Raw genomic sequence first — 16,599 nt, forward strand, 5'->3', positions numbered from 1 at the left:
GGCTATTTGGTGCCGAACATCCGGTCGCCCGCATCGCCCAGACCCGGCACAATATAGCCGTGCTCGTTCAGATGACTATCGATGGCAGCGGTGACGATGGGCACATCGGGATGCGCTTCCTTCATCCGCGCGATGCCTTCGGGAGCGGCGAGCAGGCAGAGGAAACGGATATTCGTCGCCCCTGCGTTTTTCAAAAGATCAATCGCCGCGACGGATGAATTGCCCGTCGCCAGCATCGGATCGACGGCGATGACCAGCCGGTCCTCGAGCTCAGTCGGGACCTTGAAATAGTATTGCACGGGTTGCAGCGTTTTTTCGTCGCGGTAAAGACCCACGAACCCCACGCGCGCCGAAGGGATCAGTTCCAGCACGCCATCAAGCAGCCCGTTACCGGCGCGCAGAATCGACACAAGCGCGAGTTTCTTGCCGTCGATCACCGGCGCATCCATCGGTTCCAGCGGCGTGTCGATCCGGCGGGTGGTCATCGGCAGGCCGCGCGTCACCTCATAGGCGAGCAGCTGGCTGATCTCACGCAGCAATTGGCGAAAGAGGGCTGTGGACGTTTCCTTTTGCCGCATCAGTGTCAGTTTGTGCTGCACCAAAGGATGGGTGACATGGGTGACATGGTCGTTCATCGGGCAGGCTCCAGTCGTTTGGCCACACGGGCGCGGGTCGCGTCATCGCAGAAAGCGGCGGCAAGGGCGGTCTGGTTCAGCGCCGCGAAATCGGTCTCGTCCCAGCCAAAGGTCTTGTGCAGCATGTCGCATTCGGCGGTCATCGTGGTGTGAAAGAACGGCGGATCATCGGTGGATACCGTGACCTTGACGCCCGCGTCGCGCAGGCGGGCGATGGGGTGGCTGGCCCAGTCGGTCACCGCCTTGAGCACGACGTTGGACCCCGGGCAGACCTCCAGCACGATGTCTTTTTCGACGATCTCGCGCAGCAAGGCGGGATCGTCGATGGCCCCGATCCCGTGGCCGATGCGGGACACCTTCAGATCGCGGATGGTCTCAGTCACCATCGCCGCCCCGCCCCATTCACCGGCATGACAGGTCAGCGGGATACCCGCCTCGCGCGCGATGTCGAAAGAATAGGCGTAATCGGCAGGCCGGCCTGCCATTTCGCCCCCTGCCATGCCGTAGCCCACGACAAAGCCGCCAAAGGTTTCCGCCGCACAGCGCGCAGCCGGCTTGCAGGCCTCTGGCCCGAAATGGCGGATGCCGGTGACGATCCCGCGCATGGTGATGCCGAACCGCGCCTCGCCTTCGTTGGCGGCGTCGGACATGGCGGCAAGGTAATCCTTCCACGCTGCCAGATCACCGCCACCGCAGAAATCGGGCGAGACGAAGGTTTCCATATAGACCACACCATGCGCTGCCGTTTCTTCCAGCACCGCCAGCGTCAGGCGGCGGAAATCATCGGGCGTTTGCAGGGTCGTGCAGGCAGCCTCGTAGACCTTCAGGAAATGGTCGAAGTCGCGGAAATCGTAGCCGCATTCGGGGGTGAAGATGCCGCTGATGTCGATCTTTTTCTCGGCCGCCAGCATGCGGATGAAATCGGGCGGCGCGCAGCCTTCCAGATGGGTGTGCAGTTCGACCTTGGGAAGTGACCCGAAATTCATAGAAAGCTCTTTCCTGCGCCGCGATAGGGCACTGACAAATGATCCGCGATGCTGGCCGCAACGTCCGAAAACGCGAGATGCCCCAAGGGTCCATCCCCGATTCCGTGCACCAGCACCGGCACCCGTTCGCGGGTATGGTCGGTGCCGGGCCATGTCGGGTCATTGCCATGGTCGGCGGTGACGATCAACAGGTCATCGGCGTCCAGACGCGGCAAAAGCGCGCCCAATGCTGCGTCGAACCACGCCAGATGCGCGGCATAGCCTGCGGCGTCGCGCCGGTGGCCATAGTCGCTGTCGAACTCGACCAGATTGACGAAAATGAAATCGCCATCGGTTGCTTCGTCCAGCAGATCGCGCAGATGATCCATCAGCACGGCATCCCTGCCCTTGCGCAAAGTGTCGATGCCCTGCATCGAAAAGATATCCCCGATCTTGCCCACGGCATGCACCCTGCCGCCCGCCGCCTGCACGTCGTCGCAGATCGAGGGGCCGGGCAGCGGGATCGCGTAATCCTTGCGGTTGGCGGTGCGGGAAAAGGCCCCCACCTCGCCCACGAATGGCCGCGCGATCACGCGCCCGACTTTCATTGCGTGCAGCATCGGCGCAAGTTCGGCGCAAAGCTGGTACAGCCGGTCCAGCCCGAAATGATCCTCGTGTGCGGCGATCTGCAAGACGCTGTCGGCAGAGGTATAGCAGATGGGCCAGCCAGTGCGGATATGCGCCGCGCCTTCGCGGTCGATGATCGCGGTGCCCGAGGCGTGGCAGTTGCCCAAGATGCCGTCGGTGCCTGCCGCCTTGCAGATAGCAGCGGTCAGATCGGCGGGAAAGGCAGGCGTCGCATCGGGGAAATGGTGCCAGTCCCACGGCACCGGCACACCGGCCAGTTCCCAATGTCCGGACGGTGTGTCCTTACCGCGCGAGACTTCGGTCGCGGCCCCCCATGCACCGGTTGGCACGGCACCCAACCCCGGCGCCTCCAGCCCCGAGGCCAGTTGCACCGCCGCCCCCAGCCCCAGCGCATCCAGATAGGGCAGATGCAGCGGCACGGCCTGCGCGATATGGCCCACGGTATTCGCGCCGGTATCGGGCAGATCGCCGTTGAAGTATTGCGCGGCATCTGGCGCGCCGCCGATACCCACACTGTCGATCACGATCAGGATTGCGCGCGGCATCAGCCGATCCTTTCCAGAACAAGCGGGCCGGGCACGGCCGCGTCGCCAATGGTGATCGCCGCCCGCACAGCGCGCGCGGCCTCGCCCGCGGCTTCTTCGGTTGCGGCATGAAGCGTGCAAAGCGGCTGGCCGCGCGTCACCGGCGCACCCAGCCCGATCATGTCGGTCAGCCCGACGGATGGGTCGATCCTGTCGGTTTCGACCCGCCGCCCGCCGCCCAAGCCCACGACAACCAGCCCCAGCGCTTCGCCATCAATGGCGGTGATATGGCCGCTGTCAGAGGCCATGACCTCGCCCACCACGGGGGCGGCGGGCAGATGCGTGCGCCAGTCCTCGGCCATGTCGGGTGGTCCGCCCATCGCGGCGATCATGCTGGCAAAGCGTTCCATCGCCTCGCCCGAGGACAGGGCAAGGGCGACCTGCGCGCTGGCCTCGGCCACGCTGCGGCCTTGCAAGGTCAGCAGATGCACGCAAAGCGCCTTGGACAGATCCGCAAGGCGGGGGGCGGCGGCGCTGTTGCCTTCAAGCACTTCCATGCAGACCGCAACCTCGACCGCATTGCCCAGCGCGGGTGCAAGTGGCGCGTTCATATCGGTGATCAGCGCCGCCGTGCGGCACCCCGCCCCATTGGCCGCACTGACCAGCGCCTGCGCCAATGCGCGCGCGTCATCCGGCGTTTTCATGAAAGCGCCCGACCCGCATTTGACGTCGAGCATCAGGCCATCGAGCCCCGCCGCCAGTTTCTTGGACAGGATCGACGCGGTAATCAGGTCGATGGATTCGACCGTCGCCGTCACATCGCGGATCGCATAAAGCCTGCGGTCGGCGGGTGCGATCTGGCCTGTCGCGCTGACGATGGCACAACCCACCTCGCGCGTGATCTGGCGCAGGCGCGATTCCGTGACTTGCGTGGACAGGCCGGGGATCGCTTCGAGCTTGTCGAGCGTGCCGCCCGTATGCCCCAAGCCCCGCCCCGAGATCATCGGCACATAGGCCCCACAAGCTGCGAGCACGGGTGCCGCGATCAGCGACACGCAATCGCCGACACCGCCTGTGGAATGTTTGTCCAGGACCGGCCCCGGCAGGTCCCATGCCAAAACGTCGCCGCTGTCGCGCATCGCTTCGGTCAGCGCGACGCGGCCTTGATCGGACAACCCGTTCAGACAGACCGCCATCGCAAAGGCCCCCGCCTGCGCGTCGCTGACGGCACCGCTGGCCAAGCCTTGCGCGAACCACGCGAGCGCGTCCGCATCAGGCGTCTGGCGATTGCGGATCGCGGCTATGATCGCGCGGGCATCCAAGGGTCAGACGCGGCTCATGTAATCGGCGTCAAAACTGCCGGGCAGCAGGTCCGCGACCGTGGTGTGGTGCTGGGTCCCGTCCATCGTGGCGAGCGTGACGACCACATCACCATCCGCGAATTCCGCGATTTTCTGGCGGCAGCCGCCGCAAGGGCTGACAGGCTTGGGGCTGTCGGCGATCACCGCAACCTCTGCAATGCGGGTGTCCCCGCCTGCAATCATCGCGGCGATGGCCCCCGCCTCGGCACAGGTGCCTTCGGGATAGGCCACGTTTTCGACGTTGCAGCCGGTGTAGATCGCGCCGGAGGCCGACCGGATCGCGGCGCCCACCTTGAACTTGGAATAGGGGGCATAGGCGTTTTCGCGCACGGCGCGGGCATCGTCGATCAGCGACATGGAAACCTCCGTTTGGGTCCGGTCAGATTGGTGCGGCCCGCGGCGCAATGCAAGACCCGTAGGCCGGGGGTCAGCCCGGCAACGTGACCTCGAGCAATTCCAGATCATCGCTTGGCTTGGTGTAGCGCGTCCGCATGCCGGGCGGGATCACAAAGGCATCGCCTGCGGTCAGAATGAACGGCTCTTTGCCCTCGCCTTCAAGCAGCATTTCGCCCGCCATGACAAAGGTGAAATGGATATCCGCGTCATGCGTCGTCCATTCCGGATCACCCGTCCCGCGCTGGATCACCTGCACACCGGCGACACCTTTGGTATTGGCGGCAATCGTGGTGTCGCGCGCGATATAGCCGGGCAAGCGCGCAGGCTGCCAATCGGCATCTGCCGCCTTGTTATAGACGAACCTTTGCCCCTGCCATTCACGGTCAGAGCGCATATGCGGTGTCGGCAAGGTCATGTCGTGGTCGATCTCGGTCACATGTTCGGCGGGCACGCCGATCTCGATCACCTCGATCCCGTCGGAGGCTTCGAGCACGCGGTGGCGGATTTCGGGCGGCTGGATGAAACAATCGCCCGCGGTCAGGCGGATCGGGCCGCCCTGATCCTCGTACACCACATCAACCCAGCCCTTGATGCAGAAAATCAGCTGAAACCCGACCTTGTGGAAATGCACCATGTCGGGGACAGGGCCGCCGTCGGGGATACGGATGTGGCTGGCGATGATCGACCCGCCCAGCCGTGTCGGGATCAGGTCGCGATAATGCATCCCCGCCCGCCCGATCACCCACGGGGCCTGATCCGCCAGACGCCGCACGACAAAGGCGTGATCGGTCTGCGGCAGCACCAAGGGCGGGTTCAGCGGATGCACGCTGACGGGCGTGCCACCGGGCGATGTCATCACGGTCTGGCCATCCGCAAAGGCGGGATTATCGGTCAGTATCCGCAGGCCGGGGTTCACCCCGTCCCCCTGTTCCAGCCGCACCCGCAGCCCGTGGCCGGAATAAACCGCAACGCTGGGGTCATCGGCGGGATAGATCATATCCAGCCGCATCCCCAGCACCTTGCCGAAGAACGCCAGATCGGCGCGCAGGTCCGTTGTCGGCAGGCGGATTTCAGCGCGGATTTCATGTGTCTGTGTCATGGATCGCAGATTGTGCCCGTCGCGAAAGATTTGCAAGATTGCGCAAAGCGTGATTAACCGCGCGGCAGGCTTTCCCTTGCGGCAGGAAGATGGTTTAATATTAAACCATATTGAACGGAGACTTCGATGGTTGATGAAACAGCGAACAGCCAGCGTCAGGCGGCACTTGATTACCACAAGTTTCCCAAGCCCGGAAAACTCGAAATCCGCGCGACCAAGCCACTGGCCAACGGCCGCGATCTGGCCCGCGCCTATTCGCCCGGCGTCGCCGAAGCCTGTCTGGAGATCAAGGCAGACCCAGACACCGCCCGCGATTACACCGCGCGCGGCAATCTGGTCGCCGTCGTCACCAACGGCACCGCCGTGCTGGGGCTGGGCAATATCGGCGCGCTCGCGTCCAAGCCCGTGATGGAAGGCAAGGCCGTCCTGTTCAAGAAATTCGCCAATATCGACTGCTTCGACATCGAATTGAACGAGGCCGACCCCTACAAGCTGGCCGATATCGTCTGCGCGCTGGAACCGACCTTTGGCGCGATCAATCTGGAAGATATCAAAGCCCCCGATTGTTTCATCGTCGAAAAACTGTGCCGCGAACGGATGAACATCCCCGTATTCCACGACGACCAGCACGGCACCGCGATTGTCGTCGGCGCGGCGGCGGTCAACGCGCTGCATGTGGCGGGCAAAAGGTTCGAGGATATCAAGATCGTCAGCACCGGCGGCGGGGCGGCGGGGATCGCCTGTCTCAATATGCTGCTGAAGCTGGGCGTGAAGCGCGAAAATGTGTGGTTATGTGATATCGAAGGTCTGGTCCATCATGGCCGCGAAAAGGACATGACCCCGCAAAAGGCGGAATATGCCCAAGGCACCACACCCGCAACGCTGGCCGATGTGATCGAAGGGGCGGACCTGTTTCTAGGCCTGTCCGGTCCGGGCGTGCTCAAGCCCGAGATGGTGGCGCGGATGGCGCAGCGCCCGATCATCTTTGCGCTGGCCAACCCCAATCCCGAAATCGACCCCGATGCCGCCCGTGCCGTGACGCCGGACGCAATCATCGCGACGGGGCGCAGCGATTACCCCAATCAAGTCAATAACGTCCTGTGCTTTCCGTTCATCTTTCGCGGCGCGCTGGATGCGGGCGCGACCGAGATCAACGACGAGATGAAGATCGCCTGTATCGAAGGCATCGCGGCCCTTGCCCGCGCCACCACCAGCGCCGAGGCAGCGGCGGCCTATAGCGGCGAGAAACTGACCTTCGGGGCGGATTACCTGATCCCCAAACCCTTCGATCCGCGTCTGATGGGTGTCGTCGCCTGCGCCGTGGCCAAGGCCGCGATGGAAACGGGTGTCGCCAAGCGCCCGATTGCGGATCTGAAGGCCTATAAGGAAAAACTCGACGGGTCGGTGTTCAAATCCGCGCTGATCATGCGTCCGGTGTTCGAGGCCGCGCGCACCGCATCCCGCCGCATCGTCTTTGCCGAAGGCGAGGATGAACGCGTCTTGCGTGCGGCGCAGGCCATCATGGAGGATACGACGGAAACCCCGATCCTGATCGGCCGCCCCGATGTCATCGAAAGCCGCTGCGAGCGCGCCGGTCTGAAAATCCGCCCCGGTGTGGATTTCAACGTCGTGAACCCCGAAAACGACCCCCGCTACCGCGATTATTGGGAAACCTATCACGGTCTGATGGCGCGGCGTGGCGTGACCCCCGACCTTGCCAAGGCGATCATGCGCACCAACACAACCGCCATCGGCGCAGTCATGGTCCAGCGCGACGAGGCCGACAGCCTGATCTGCGGCACCTTTGGCCAGTTCCTGTGGCATCTGAAATATGTGACAGAGATTCTTGGCACGCCTGCGCTGCACCCCGTGGGCGCATTGTCGCTGATGATCCTCGAGGATGGGCCATTGTTCATCGCCGATACGCAGGTCCACCCCGAACCCACACCCGAACAGATCGCGGAAACGGTGATCGGGGCGGCGCGCCATGTCCGCCGCTTTGGCCTTGAACCCAAGATCGCGCTGTGTTCGCACAGCCAGTTCGGCAATCTGGATTGCGACACGGGCCGGCGGATGCGCGCGGCGATGGCGATTCTTGACAGCGCACCGCGCGACTTCGCCTACGAGGGCGAGATGCATATCGACTCTGCGCTCGACGTGGACCTGCGCAGCCGGATCTTCCCCGGCGCGCATCTGCCGGGGCCTGCCAATACGCTGATCTTTGCCAATACCGATGCCGCAGGCGGCGTGCGCAACATCCTGAAGATGAAAGGTGGCGGGCTCGAGGTCGGGCCGATCCTGATGGGCATGGGCAACCGCTGCCATATCGTCACGCCCTCGATCACCGCGCGGGGCTTGCTCAACATGTCCGCCATCGCAGGCACGCCGGTGGCGCATTATGGGTGACGTGACCTGTTCAAAAAAGTAACTTCTGGCCTCCGGCGGGGATATTTGGGCCCGAACGATGGGACGGTCCACGGGTTTGTCAATTCATTGACTATTTGCCACGCGGTCCGTCCTGCCGTGTTGCCTGACATGCAGCCCGGGCGTAACAAGACCCTGTCATCGGTTTTGGGAGGAACGCGGGATGGGTTACGCAGAGGTTTACGCAGGCTGGCAACAGGACCCCGAGGGGTTCTGGATGGAACAGGCCAAGGCCATCGACTGGGTGACGCCGCCAGTCAGGGCGCTGGATTCCAGCAAGGCCCCGATCTACAGCTGGTTCGCAGATACGCAGGTCAACACCTGCTATAACGCGGTCGACCGCCATGTGGCGGCGGGACGTGGCGATCAGGCGGCGATCATCTATGACAGCCCCGTCACGGATACCAAGCGCACCATCACCTATGCGCAATTGCTCGACAACGTCTCGTCGCTGGCGGGGGCCTTGCGCGCCAAAGGCGTCGAAAAAGGCGACCGCGTCATCATCTACATGCCGATGGTGCCCGAAGCGCTGGAGGCGATGCTGGCCTGCGCGAGGCTGGGGGCGGTGCATTCGGTCGTCTTTGGCGGGTTCGCGGCGCATGAACTGGCGGTGCGGATCAATGACGCCACGCCCAAGGCGATTATCGCGGGGTCCTGCGGGATCGAACCGGGGCGGGTGGTAAAATACAAACCCTTGCTGGATGCCGCCATCGCGGAAGCCACGCACAAGCCCGATTTCTGCGTGATCCTGCAACGCGAACAGGGGCGTGCCGATCTGGTCGCAGGGCGCGACCATGACTGGCACGCGATGCAGAAAGGCGCCGTGCCCGCCGAATGTGTCCCCGTTGCGGGCGACCATCCGGCCTATATCCTCTATACTTCCGGCACAACGGGCGCGCCCAAAGGCGTTGTGCGCGCAACGGCTGGCCATCTGGTCGCGCTAAACTGGACGATGAAGGCGATCTATAACGTCGATCCGGGCGATGTGTTCTGGGCGGCCTCCGACGTGGGCTGGGTCGTGGGGCATTCCTATATCTGCTACGCGCCACTGATCCACGGCAACACCACCGTCGTGTTTGAAGGCAAGCCTATCGGCACGCCCGACGCGGGCACATTCTGGCGGGTGATCTCGGAGTATAATGTCCGGTCCTTCTTTACCGCCCCCACCGCATTCCGCGCGATCAAGCGCGAAGACCCCAAGGGCGAGATGATCAAGGACTACGACATCTCTTGCCTGCGCGCGCTGTATCTGGCGGGCGAACGCGCTGATCCGGACACGGTACAATGGGCGCAGCGCGTCATGAATGTGCCGGTGTTCGACCATTGGTGGCAGACCGAAACAGGCTGGCCTATCGCCGCAAACCCTGCAGGGATCGAGGCTCTGCCCGTCAAGATCGGGTCGCCCACCGTCGCGATGCCCGGCTATGACGTGCAGGTGCTGGACGAGGCGGGCCATCCTGTCGCCCCCGGCACACTGGGGGCTATCGCGATCAAGCTGCCGTTGCCGCCCGGCACGCTGCCCACGCTCTGGAATGCAGAGGAGCGTTTCAAGAAGGCCTATCTCGCCACCTTCCCCGGTTATTACGAGACCGGCGATGCGGGGATGATCGACGACGACGGCTATCTTTATATCATGGCGCGCACCGATGACGTCATCAACGTCGCGGGGCATCGGCTGTCCACGGGTGCGATGGAGGAAATCCTCGCCGGTCACGCGGATGTCGGCGAATGCGCCGTGATCGGCGTGGGGGATGAACTCAAAGGGCAGTTGCCGCTGGGTCTGGTCTGCCTGAACAAAGGCTGCGACCGGCCCCATGCGGATATCGTCAAGGAAGTCATCACCGCCGTGCGCGACACGATCGGCCCTGTCGCCGCGTTCAAGCTGGTTGCGGTTGTGGACCGCCTGCCCAAAACGCGGTCGGGCAAGATCCTGCGCGCCACCATGGTCAAAATCGCGGACGGGCAGGATTTCAAGATGCCTGCCACCATCGACGACCCCGCGATCCTTGATGAAATCCGCGCGGCGCTGCAACCGTTGGGCTACGCCAAAGGCTGACAGGGCTGCGACGGCGCGGCCTCTTGCCAATCACGCACGGCGCGGCCCATAACAGGGCGCGCCTCCCAACGGCGTGAAACCGGAGCCTGTGATGCCTATCGAAACCTTCGCCAAGTCGGGCGAGACGAAACACACGACCAGCTATTACGCCGCCAGCGCCAATCCGTCACCCGAACGGCCCAAGCTGAAAGGCGACCAGCTGATCGACATCTGCGTGGTCGGTGCGGGCTATAGCGGGCTGTCGGCGGCGCTGCATCTGGCGGAAAAAGGCTTCAAGGTCGCGATCATCGAAGGCGCGCGGGTCGGCTGGGGCGCATCGGGGCGCAACGGCGGGCAGATCGTGAACGGGCTGAACGCCAGCCTGCAGACGATCAAACGCCGCTACGGGCAGGACACCGCGAATTTCGTCGCCGGTCTGGTGCAGGAAGGCGGCGAGATCATCCGCGAACGTGTCGCCACCTATGACATCAAATGCGATCTCAAACATGGCAATATCTTCACCGGTCTGACGGCGGCCCATATGCGCGAGCTGGAAGAACGCCGCGCGCTCTGGGCCAGCTATGGCTTGCACAATCAGGACATGCTCAGCAAATCCGAACTGCGCGACCATATCGGGTCGGACGTTTACGCAGGCGGCATGATCGACCACACGGGCGGGCATATGCACCCGCTAAACCTGTGTCTGGGCGAGGCTGCGGCGTTCGAGAAACTGGGCGGCGTGATCTATGAACAATCCCCCGTCATCAGCTGCGATACCGAGGCTGACAAACCCGTCGTGCGCACCCGTGAAGGGACGATGACCTGCAACACGCTGCTGCTGTGTGGCAACGCCTACCTCGGCCATGTGGTCCCTGCCCTGACCGCGCGGGTGATGCCGGTATCGACGCAGATGATGGCGACCGTCCCCTTGGGCGACAAGGCGGATGAACTGCTGCCGACCGACAAATGTGTGGAGGATGTCCGCTATATCCTCGACTATTTCCGCCTGTCCGCCGACAAACGGCTGATCTTTGGCGGCGGCACCGTCTATGGCGGCACTGATCCGGCGGATGTGGTGGCCAAACTGCGCCCCGCGATGGAAAAGGTCTATCCGCAGCTCAAAGGCGTGAAGATCGACCACGCATGGAGCGGGAATTTCGCCCTGTCCTTCAGCCGCGTCCCGCAGATGGGGCGGCTGGGGAACAACACCTATTTCGCGCATGGCTATAGCGGGCACGGGGTGACGGGGTCGCACACCTTTGGCCGCATCCTGTCCGAAGCCGTCGCCGGCGACCGCGCCCGTTTCGACGTGTTTGCCAAAGTGCCGTGGTATCCGTTCCCGGGTGGCCGCATGTTCCGCGTGCCCTATTCGATGATGGGGTCGTGGTATTATGCGCTAAGGGATCGGTTGGGGGTTTGAGGGTTTAGCCGGAGACCCCTTCGCACATAATTTATTGAAGAAACATACTCAACAGAGCGAGAGCCTACTTCATAGGTAGAAAAAGATTTGACTAACCCATCTATCAGCGGCAGACTTTTTGCTTAAATGTAGTGGAAAGTTTTTAGTATGACTGACAATAACGAAGCGAGTTTCTTTTTTCTTCCTCCTGAAAATACTGTTTGTACTGAAACATTTTTTCTCTTCTTGTCTGACTACAAAATAACGATTGATTCATTTTTCTTTATGGTCAACTTGGCTCATAGGGCTGATACTGCGTCACTTGCTGTTTCGAAGGCACTATTGGCGTTTGCAGAGACTGATGAAGAACGAAGTGAACTCCAAGCGGGAATAGATAATCCAAATACACTTGCGTCAAAATTAAATAAGTTTAGTGAAGTTACGTCCAAAAATATTGTGCAAAACACCGTTGACGGTTTTCTCTGGTATGTTTCCAATATAGTACAACAGTCCATGCGGAGAAGGCCGGAAATGATCAAGTCTGGCGAGACCGTAAAAATTGAAGAAATTCTGGAGTTCTCAAGTAAGCGTGAGCTTACAAACTATTTGATTGACAAAAAAATCAACTCGCTTTCTTACGGCGGACTTAAACAGGTACAGAGGTACCTACAAGATACCCTTGGAATTAATCCGTTTCGCGAACAACTTGACAATGATTTGTTAAGAACCTTTGTGGAAGTGCGCAATATTCATTCACACAACAGGGGTATTGTAAATAAGGTGTTTCTTGATCGCGTAAGTGACATTTTAGGAAAAAACGGCATACGATTCAAAATAGGAAAGAAAGCGCATTTAGATTATGACGATCTAACAGATTTTACCAAATGCTGCATTGAGACGGCCCTTTATATTGATCAACAGGCATCAATAAAGTTCAAAGTAAAACGAAAGAAGCTTTCAACTTGGCGCGGCACTACAAAGGTCTAAGGTTCTGAATCGCTTTCGCCATCACCTAAGCAACATGTTCTGACACGCCCCCCTCACGCAAACTGCTCCCTGATCAACCGCTCCTCCAACCCATGCCCCGGATCGAACAGGATCCGATGCCTGATCCCCGGTTCCGACCGGATCTCCACGCTGACCACATCGCGCACGGATTTGCCGTCGGCATCCGCCATCACGGGCCGTTTCGCGGGGTCGATCACATCAAACCGCACCACCGCCTTTTTCGGCAACAGCGCCCCCCGCCAGCGTCGCGGGCGGAAGGCGGCCATCGCGGTCAGGGTCAGCACGTCGGACCCGATGGGCAGGATCGGGCCGTGGGCGGAATAGTTATAGGCCGTGGACCCCGCCGGTGTCGCCAGCAGCGCGCCGTCGCAGACCAGTTCGGGCATCCGCAGCTTGCCATCCACGGTGATGCGCAGCTTGGCGGCCTGCGGGCCTGCGCGCAGCAGGCTGACCTCGTTGATCGCCAGCGCTTCGTGCATCTTGCCGTCCACGGTCAGGGCGGTCATGTGCAGGGGGTTGATGACCTCTTCCTCGGCCACGGCCAGACGCGCCAGCAGGTCGGTGTCGTGGTATTCGTTCATCAGGAACCCCACCGTGCCGCGGTTCATCCCGTAAACCGGCACGTCGAGCCCTTGGGTCGCGTGCAGGGTCTGCAACATGAACCCGTCACCGCCCAAGGCCACGATCACATCGGCCTTGGCCTGCGGCACATCGCCATAAGCCTGCGCCAATGCGCGCATGGCGGATTGCGCGATGGGCACGGAACTGGCGACAAAGGCGATCTTGACGGCTGGCATGGGCATTTTCCCCCTAGTTTCCCCAAACTTGTGGGGCGATCACACCCGAAACGCAAGCCGCCGATACGAAACATGCATGACGCGCTCATAAAGATCATGGTCGTTTTGATGCTTCTGATGCTGGGGTTTCTGGGGTAAACGGGGCGCAATCACCCTGTCTGGCGCCAGCAAAGAGGATGCACCCCATGAATATCACGATCCGCGACCAAGGCTTTTTCACCGAAACGCTCGCCACGCGCGACCCTGTGCTGCACGCCGCGATGCAGGCCGAACTCAAGCGCCAGCGCAAGGAGATCGAGCTGATTGCATCCGAAAACATCGTCTCTGCCGCCGTGATGGAAGCGCAGGGCGGCGTGATGACGAACAAATACGCCGAAGGCTACCCGGGCCGCCGCTATTACGGTGGCTGCGAGCATGTGGACGTGGCCGAAAACCTTGCCATCGAACGTGCCTGCCAGCTGTTTGATTGCGGTTTCGTCAATGTGCAGCCCAATTCGGGAAGCCAGGCGAACCAGGGCGTGTTCCAAGCGCTATTGCAGCCCGGCGATACGATCCTTGGCATGTCGCTGGATGCGGGCGGCCACCTGACGCACGGGGCCAAGCCCAACCAGTCCGGCAAATGGTTCAACGCGATCCAGTATGGCGTGCGCCGTCAGGACAACCTGCTGGATTATGACGAGGTCGCGCGTCTGGCGACCGAACACCAGCCCAAGATGATTATCGCGGGCGGGTCCGCGATACCCCGCATCATCGATTTCGCCAAAATGCGCGAGATTGCGGATAGCGTCGGCGCCTATCTGCTGGTCGATATGGCGCATTTCGCGGGTCTGGTCGCGGCGGGGCTGTATCCCTCGCCCTTCCCGCATGCGCATGTCGCCACGACGACAACGCATAAAACCCTGCGCGGTCCGCGCGGCGGCATGATCCTGACCAATGACGAGGATCTGGCGAAGAAATTCAATTCCGCCATTTTCCCCGGCATTCAGGGCGGCCCCCTGATGCATGTGATCGCAGGCAAGGCCGTGGCCTTTGGCGAGGCGCTGCGGCCAGAGTTCAAGACCTATCAGGCGCAGGTCATCAAGAACGCACAGGCGCTGGCAGATCAGCTGATGAAAGGTGGTCTGGATATCGTGACCGGCGGCACCGATACGCATGTGATGCTGGTCGACCTGCGCCCCAAGGGTGTGAAGGGCAACGCGACCGAAAAGGCACTGGGCCGCGCCCATATCACCTGCAACAAGAACGGCATCCCCTTTGACCCCGAAAAACCGATGGTCACGTCCGGCATCCGTCTGGGCACACCAGCAGGCACGACGCGTGGCTTTGGCGAGGCCGAGTTCCGCCAGATCGGCGACTGGATCGTCGAAGTGACCGAAGGTCTGGCCGCGAATGGCGAGGACGGCAATGGCGAGGTCGAGGCGAAGGTCCGTGCCGAGGTCGAAGCACTTTGTGACCGGTTCCCGATCTATACCAACCTTTAGGAACTTTATATGGGGCGGGTCATTGACCCGCCCTGTTGCCTCAGATCAGGTCGCGCTGCACCAGCACGACCAGCACCAATATCCCCGTCACCAGCAGACCGAACGCGATCGACGCCGCAAGGTTGAGCGCGGCAGTCCTGCGGCGTTCCTTCACGTCGATCCGCTGCAGGTGATAGACAGCATTGCGATAGGCAGCGTCCAGCCGCTGGTGATCGATCATGCGCTGCAACTTGGGGTTATCGACAAGCGCCTGCGCCTGCGCGACATAGATCAGCTCCCGCCGCAGGCCGCGCGGCAGAAAGCGGCGGGCCTTGCGGACCTGCGCCTCGAAGGTGCGCGCGCGGACACCCAGCTTCTGGTCAATCAACGCACGGATTTCTTCGATCTGTATGTGTATGTCGGATCCCATGTCCCTGCGGTAAATCCTTATCGGGGGCGGCTCAATCCCTCTGGCCTCTGCGGGCGAGGAAGGATAGCAACAGATGCATGTTGAACACGGTCCTTCATGACGGCCCCGGCGCCGTTCCCCTTCTGATCGCCCACGGCCTGTTCGGGTCCGCGCGCAACTGGGGGGTGATCGCCAAACGGCTGTCCGAAACCCGCCCCGTCATTACGGTCGACATGCGCAACCACGCTGACAGCCCGTGGTTCGACAGCCACAGCTACCCCGAAATGGCCGCCGATCTGGTCGAGGTGATGGACCGCCCGATGGATGTGTTGGGCCATTCGATGGGAGGCAAGGCCGCGATGGTGCTGGCGGTGAAGCGGCCTGATCTGGTGCGCAAACTGATCGTCGCCGATATTGCGCCTGTCGCCTATACCCACGACCAGCATGGCCCGCTGGATGCGATGCGGCGGGTGCGGCTGGAGGAGATCACGAGCAGGGCCGAGGCCAAGGCACAGATGGGCGAACTGGGCGCGGGCGTGGCGGATTTCCTGCTGCAAAGTCTGGACATGAAGGACAGGTGCTGGCGGCTGAACCTTGATGTGCTGGCCGCCGAGATGGACACGATCATCGGCTTTCCACAGCTTGCGGGGCAGTTCGACGGGCCGGCCTTCTTTCTGTCGGGGGGCAAGTCGGATTACGTCACCGCCGCCCATCGCGCGCCGATCAAGGCGCTGTTTCCCAACGCGGTTTTCGCCAAGATCCCCGATGCGGGGCACTGGCTGCATGCGGAAAAACCGCGCGAATTCGTGGGCGCGGTCGCGGCCTTTCTGGGCTAGGGCGCAATCTTGCGCGCGGCGGGCCGGTCCATTAGGATTGCCGCATCAACAGCGAAAGAGTTTCCGATGATCCGTCTGCTTGCCCTCGTCGCCATCCTTGGCCTGACCGCCTGCAACACCGTGCAGGGCGTCGGGCGCGATATCACCAGCGCCGGACAAGCCGTCGAAAACGCCTTCTGATCTACCAGAGCTGGGCCGAGGTCCAGATCACGGCCAGACAGGCGCCGCCAAGAAAGACCGCAAAGCCGTGGGGCAGGTAATGCATCGTCACCTCCATCAGGTTGATGCATCCTTAACGCGCGAAGGTGACATTTTGATCGGGCCGCTCAGCGAATATTTTGCGTGATCGCGCGGGCGACGTACCAACTGGCGGGAATCCCCAGTATCGCACCCGCCGTCGCCGCGATGATGATCGGCCCCAGCGTGTCATATCCGGTCGCCAGCGCCGCGATCACGAAACTGCCCGCGAAACTGGTCCCGATGATGCTGTAGAGCATGGATGCAAGACGAAACATGAATGACCCCTCTGGAATGCACTGTCGCGAGAAGGGGTAGCCGAGGCGGCAGGGGTATGCCTTGATGTGGGTCAAGTGGGGGGGGTGT

Annotated in this window: 16 protein-coding genes; 7 read left to right on the top strand and 9 right to left on the bottom strand. The window is 61.9% G+C overall.

Features of this window, described 5'->3' with window-relative positions; translation table 11 throughout:
- Positions 1-2 precede the first annotated feature (2 nt).
- Genes upp through VCK47_RS07475 form a run of 6 tightly spaced genes read right to left on the bottom strand, consistent with a single transcriptional unit; the run spans position 3 to position 5,628 of the window.
- Positions 3-635 carry a uracil phosphoribosyltransferase gene (gene upp, locus VCK47_RS07450; RefSeq protein ID WP_322891774.1) on the bottom strand — a complete coding sequence of 211 codons (633 nt, stop codon included), beginning with the start codon at positions 633-635 and terminating at the stop codon, positions 3-5.
- Positions 632-1,621: an adenosine deaminase gene (locus VCK47_RS07455; protein WP_322891775.1), complete on the bottom strand. Its 990-nt coding sequence runs from the start codon at positions 1,619-1,621 to the stop codon at positions 632-634. Before VCK47_RS07455 ends, upp begins: the two co-directional genes overlap by 4 nt.
- Positions 1,618-2,793 (bottom strand): phosphopentomutase, encoded by a 1,176-nt coding sequence (locus tag VCK47_RS07460; RefSeq protein WP_322891776.1) that lies wholly within the window; start codon positions 2,791-2,793, stop codon positions 1,618-1,620. Before VCK47_RS07460 ends, VCK47_RS07455 begins: the two co-directional genes overlap by 4 nt.
- Entirely contained in the window at positions 2,793-4,094 is a 1,302-nt protein-coding gene (locus tag VCK47_RS07465; protein ID WP_322891777.1) for a thymidine phosphorylase, read from the bottom strand. Before VCK47_RS07465 ends, VCK47_RS07460 begins: the two co-directional genes overlap by 1 nt.
- 3 nt (positions 4,095-4,097) lie before the next feature.
- Positions 4,098-4,538 carry a cytidine deaminase gene (locus VCK47_RS07470; RefSeq protein WP_416236654.1) on the bottom strand — a complete coding sequence of 147 codons (441 nt, stop codon included), beginning with the start codon at positions 4,536-4,538 and terminating at the stop codon, positions 4,098-4,100.
- 22 nt (positions 4,539-4,560) lie between these two features.
- The gene (locus VCK47_RS07475; protein ID WP_322891779.1) at positions 4,561-5,628 is read right to left on the bottom strand and encodes a cupin domain-containing protein; all 1,068 of its coding nucleotides are present in this window, start codon (positions 5,626-5,628) and stop codon (positions 4,561-4,563) included.
- Positions 5,629-5,754: 126 nt separating this feature from the next.
- Between VCK47_RS07475 and VCK47_RS07480 the strand changes: the two genes are divergently transcribed.
- The 4 genes from VCK47_RS07480 to VCK47_RS07495 all read left to right on the top strand — a co-directional run bounded on the left by VCK47_RS07480 (position 5,755) and on the right by VCK47_RS07495 (position 12,473).
- The gene (locus VCK47_RS07480) at positions 5,755-8,034 is read left to right on the top strand and encodes an NADP-dependent malic enzyme (RefSeq protein ID WP_322891780.1); all 2,280 of its coding nucleotides are present in this window, start codon (positions 5,755-5,757) and stop codon (positions 8,032-8,034) included.
- Positions 8,035-8,215: 181 nt separating this feature from the next.
- Positions 8,216-10,108, top strand: coding sequence for a propionyl-CoA synthetase (locus VCK47_RS07485; RefSeq protein WP_322891781.1), 1,893 nt, complete (start codon positions 8,216-8,218; stop codon positions 10,106-10,108).
- 91 nt (positions 10,109-10,199) lie between these two features.
- Positions 10,200-11,507: an FAD-binding oxidoreductase gene (locus VCK47_RS07490; protein ID WP_322891782.1), complete on the top strand. Its 1,308-nt coding sequence runs from the start codon at positions 10,200-10,202 to the stop codon at positions 11,505-11,507.
- A 147-nt stretch (positions 11,508-11,654) separates the two neighbouring features.
- Positions 11,655-12,473 (top strand): hypothetical protein, encoded by an 819-nt coding sequence (locus VCK47_RS07495; protein WP_322891783.1) that lies wholly within the window; start codon positions 11,655-11,657, stop codon positions 12,471-12,473.
- A 53-nt stretch (positions 12,474-12,526) separates the two neighbouring features.
- On the opposite strand, the gene VCK47_RS07500 is transcribed toward VCK47_RS07495, so the two are convergent.
- Positions 12,527-13,291 carry an NAD kinase gene (locus tag VCK47_RS07500; RefSeq protein ID WP_322891784.1) on the bottom strand — a complete coding sequence of 255 codons (765 nt, stop codon included), beginning with the start codon at positions 13,289-13,291 and terminating at the stop codon, positions 12,527-12,529.
- 185 nt (positions 13,292-13,476) lie between these two features.
- Here VCK47_RS07500 and glyA point away from each other — a divergent pair, with 185 nt between their 5' ends.
- Entirely contained in the window at positions 13,477-14,772 is a 1,296-nt protein-coding gene (gene glyA, locus VCK47_RS07505; protein ID WP_322891785.1) for a serine hydroxymethyltransferase, read from the top strand.
- 40 nt (positions 14,773-14,812) lie between these two features.
- On the opposite strand, the gene VCK47_RS07510 is transcribed toward glyA, so the two are convergent.
- Positions 14,813-15,181: a hypothetical protein gene (locus VCK47_RS07510; RefSeq protein WP_322891786.1), complete on the bottom strand. Its 369-nt coding sequence runs from the start codon at positions 15,179-15,181 to the stop codon at positions 14,813-14,815.
- A 77-nt stretch (positions 15,182-15,258) separates the two neighbouring features.
- Here VCK47_RS07510 and VCK47_RS07515 point away from each other — a divergent pair, with 77 nt between their 5' ends.
- On the top strand, positions 15,259-15,996 hold the full coding sequence (locus VCK47_RS07515) for an alpha/beta fold hydrolase (protein WP_322891787.1): 738 nt from the start codon (positions 15,259-15,261) through the stop codon (positions 15,994-15,996).
- A 66-nt stretch (positions 15,997-16,062) separates the two neighbouring features.
- Positions 16,063-16,176, top strand: coding sequence for an entericidin A/B family lipoprotein (locus tag VCK47_RS07520; RefSeq protein WP_322891788.1), 114 nt, complete (start codon positions 16,063-16,065; stop codon positions 16,174-16,176).
- Positions 16,177-16,322: 146 nt separating this feature from the next.
- On the opposite strand, the gene VCK47_RS07525 is transcribed toward VCK47_RS07520, so the two are convergent.
- Entirely contained in the window at positions 16,323-16,511 is a 189-nt protein-coding gene (locus tag VCK47_RS07525) for a CTP synthetase (RefSeq protein WP_322891789.1), read from the bottom strand.
- Between the last annotated feature and the right edge of the window lie 88 nt (positions 16,512-16,599).

The sequence above is a fragment of the Yoonia sp. 72 genome (assembly GCF_034652275.1).
Taxonomy (GTDB): domain Bacteria; phylum Pseudomonadota; class Alphaproteobacteria; order Rhodobacterales; family Rhodobacteraceae; genus Yoonia.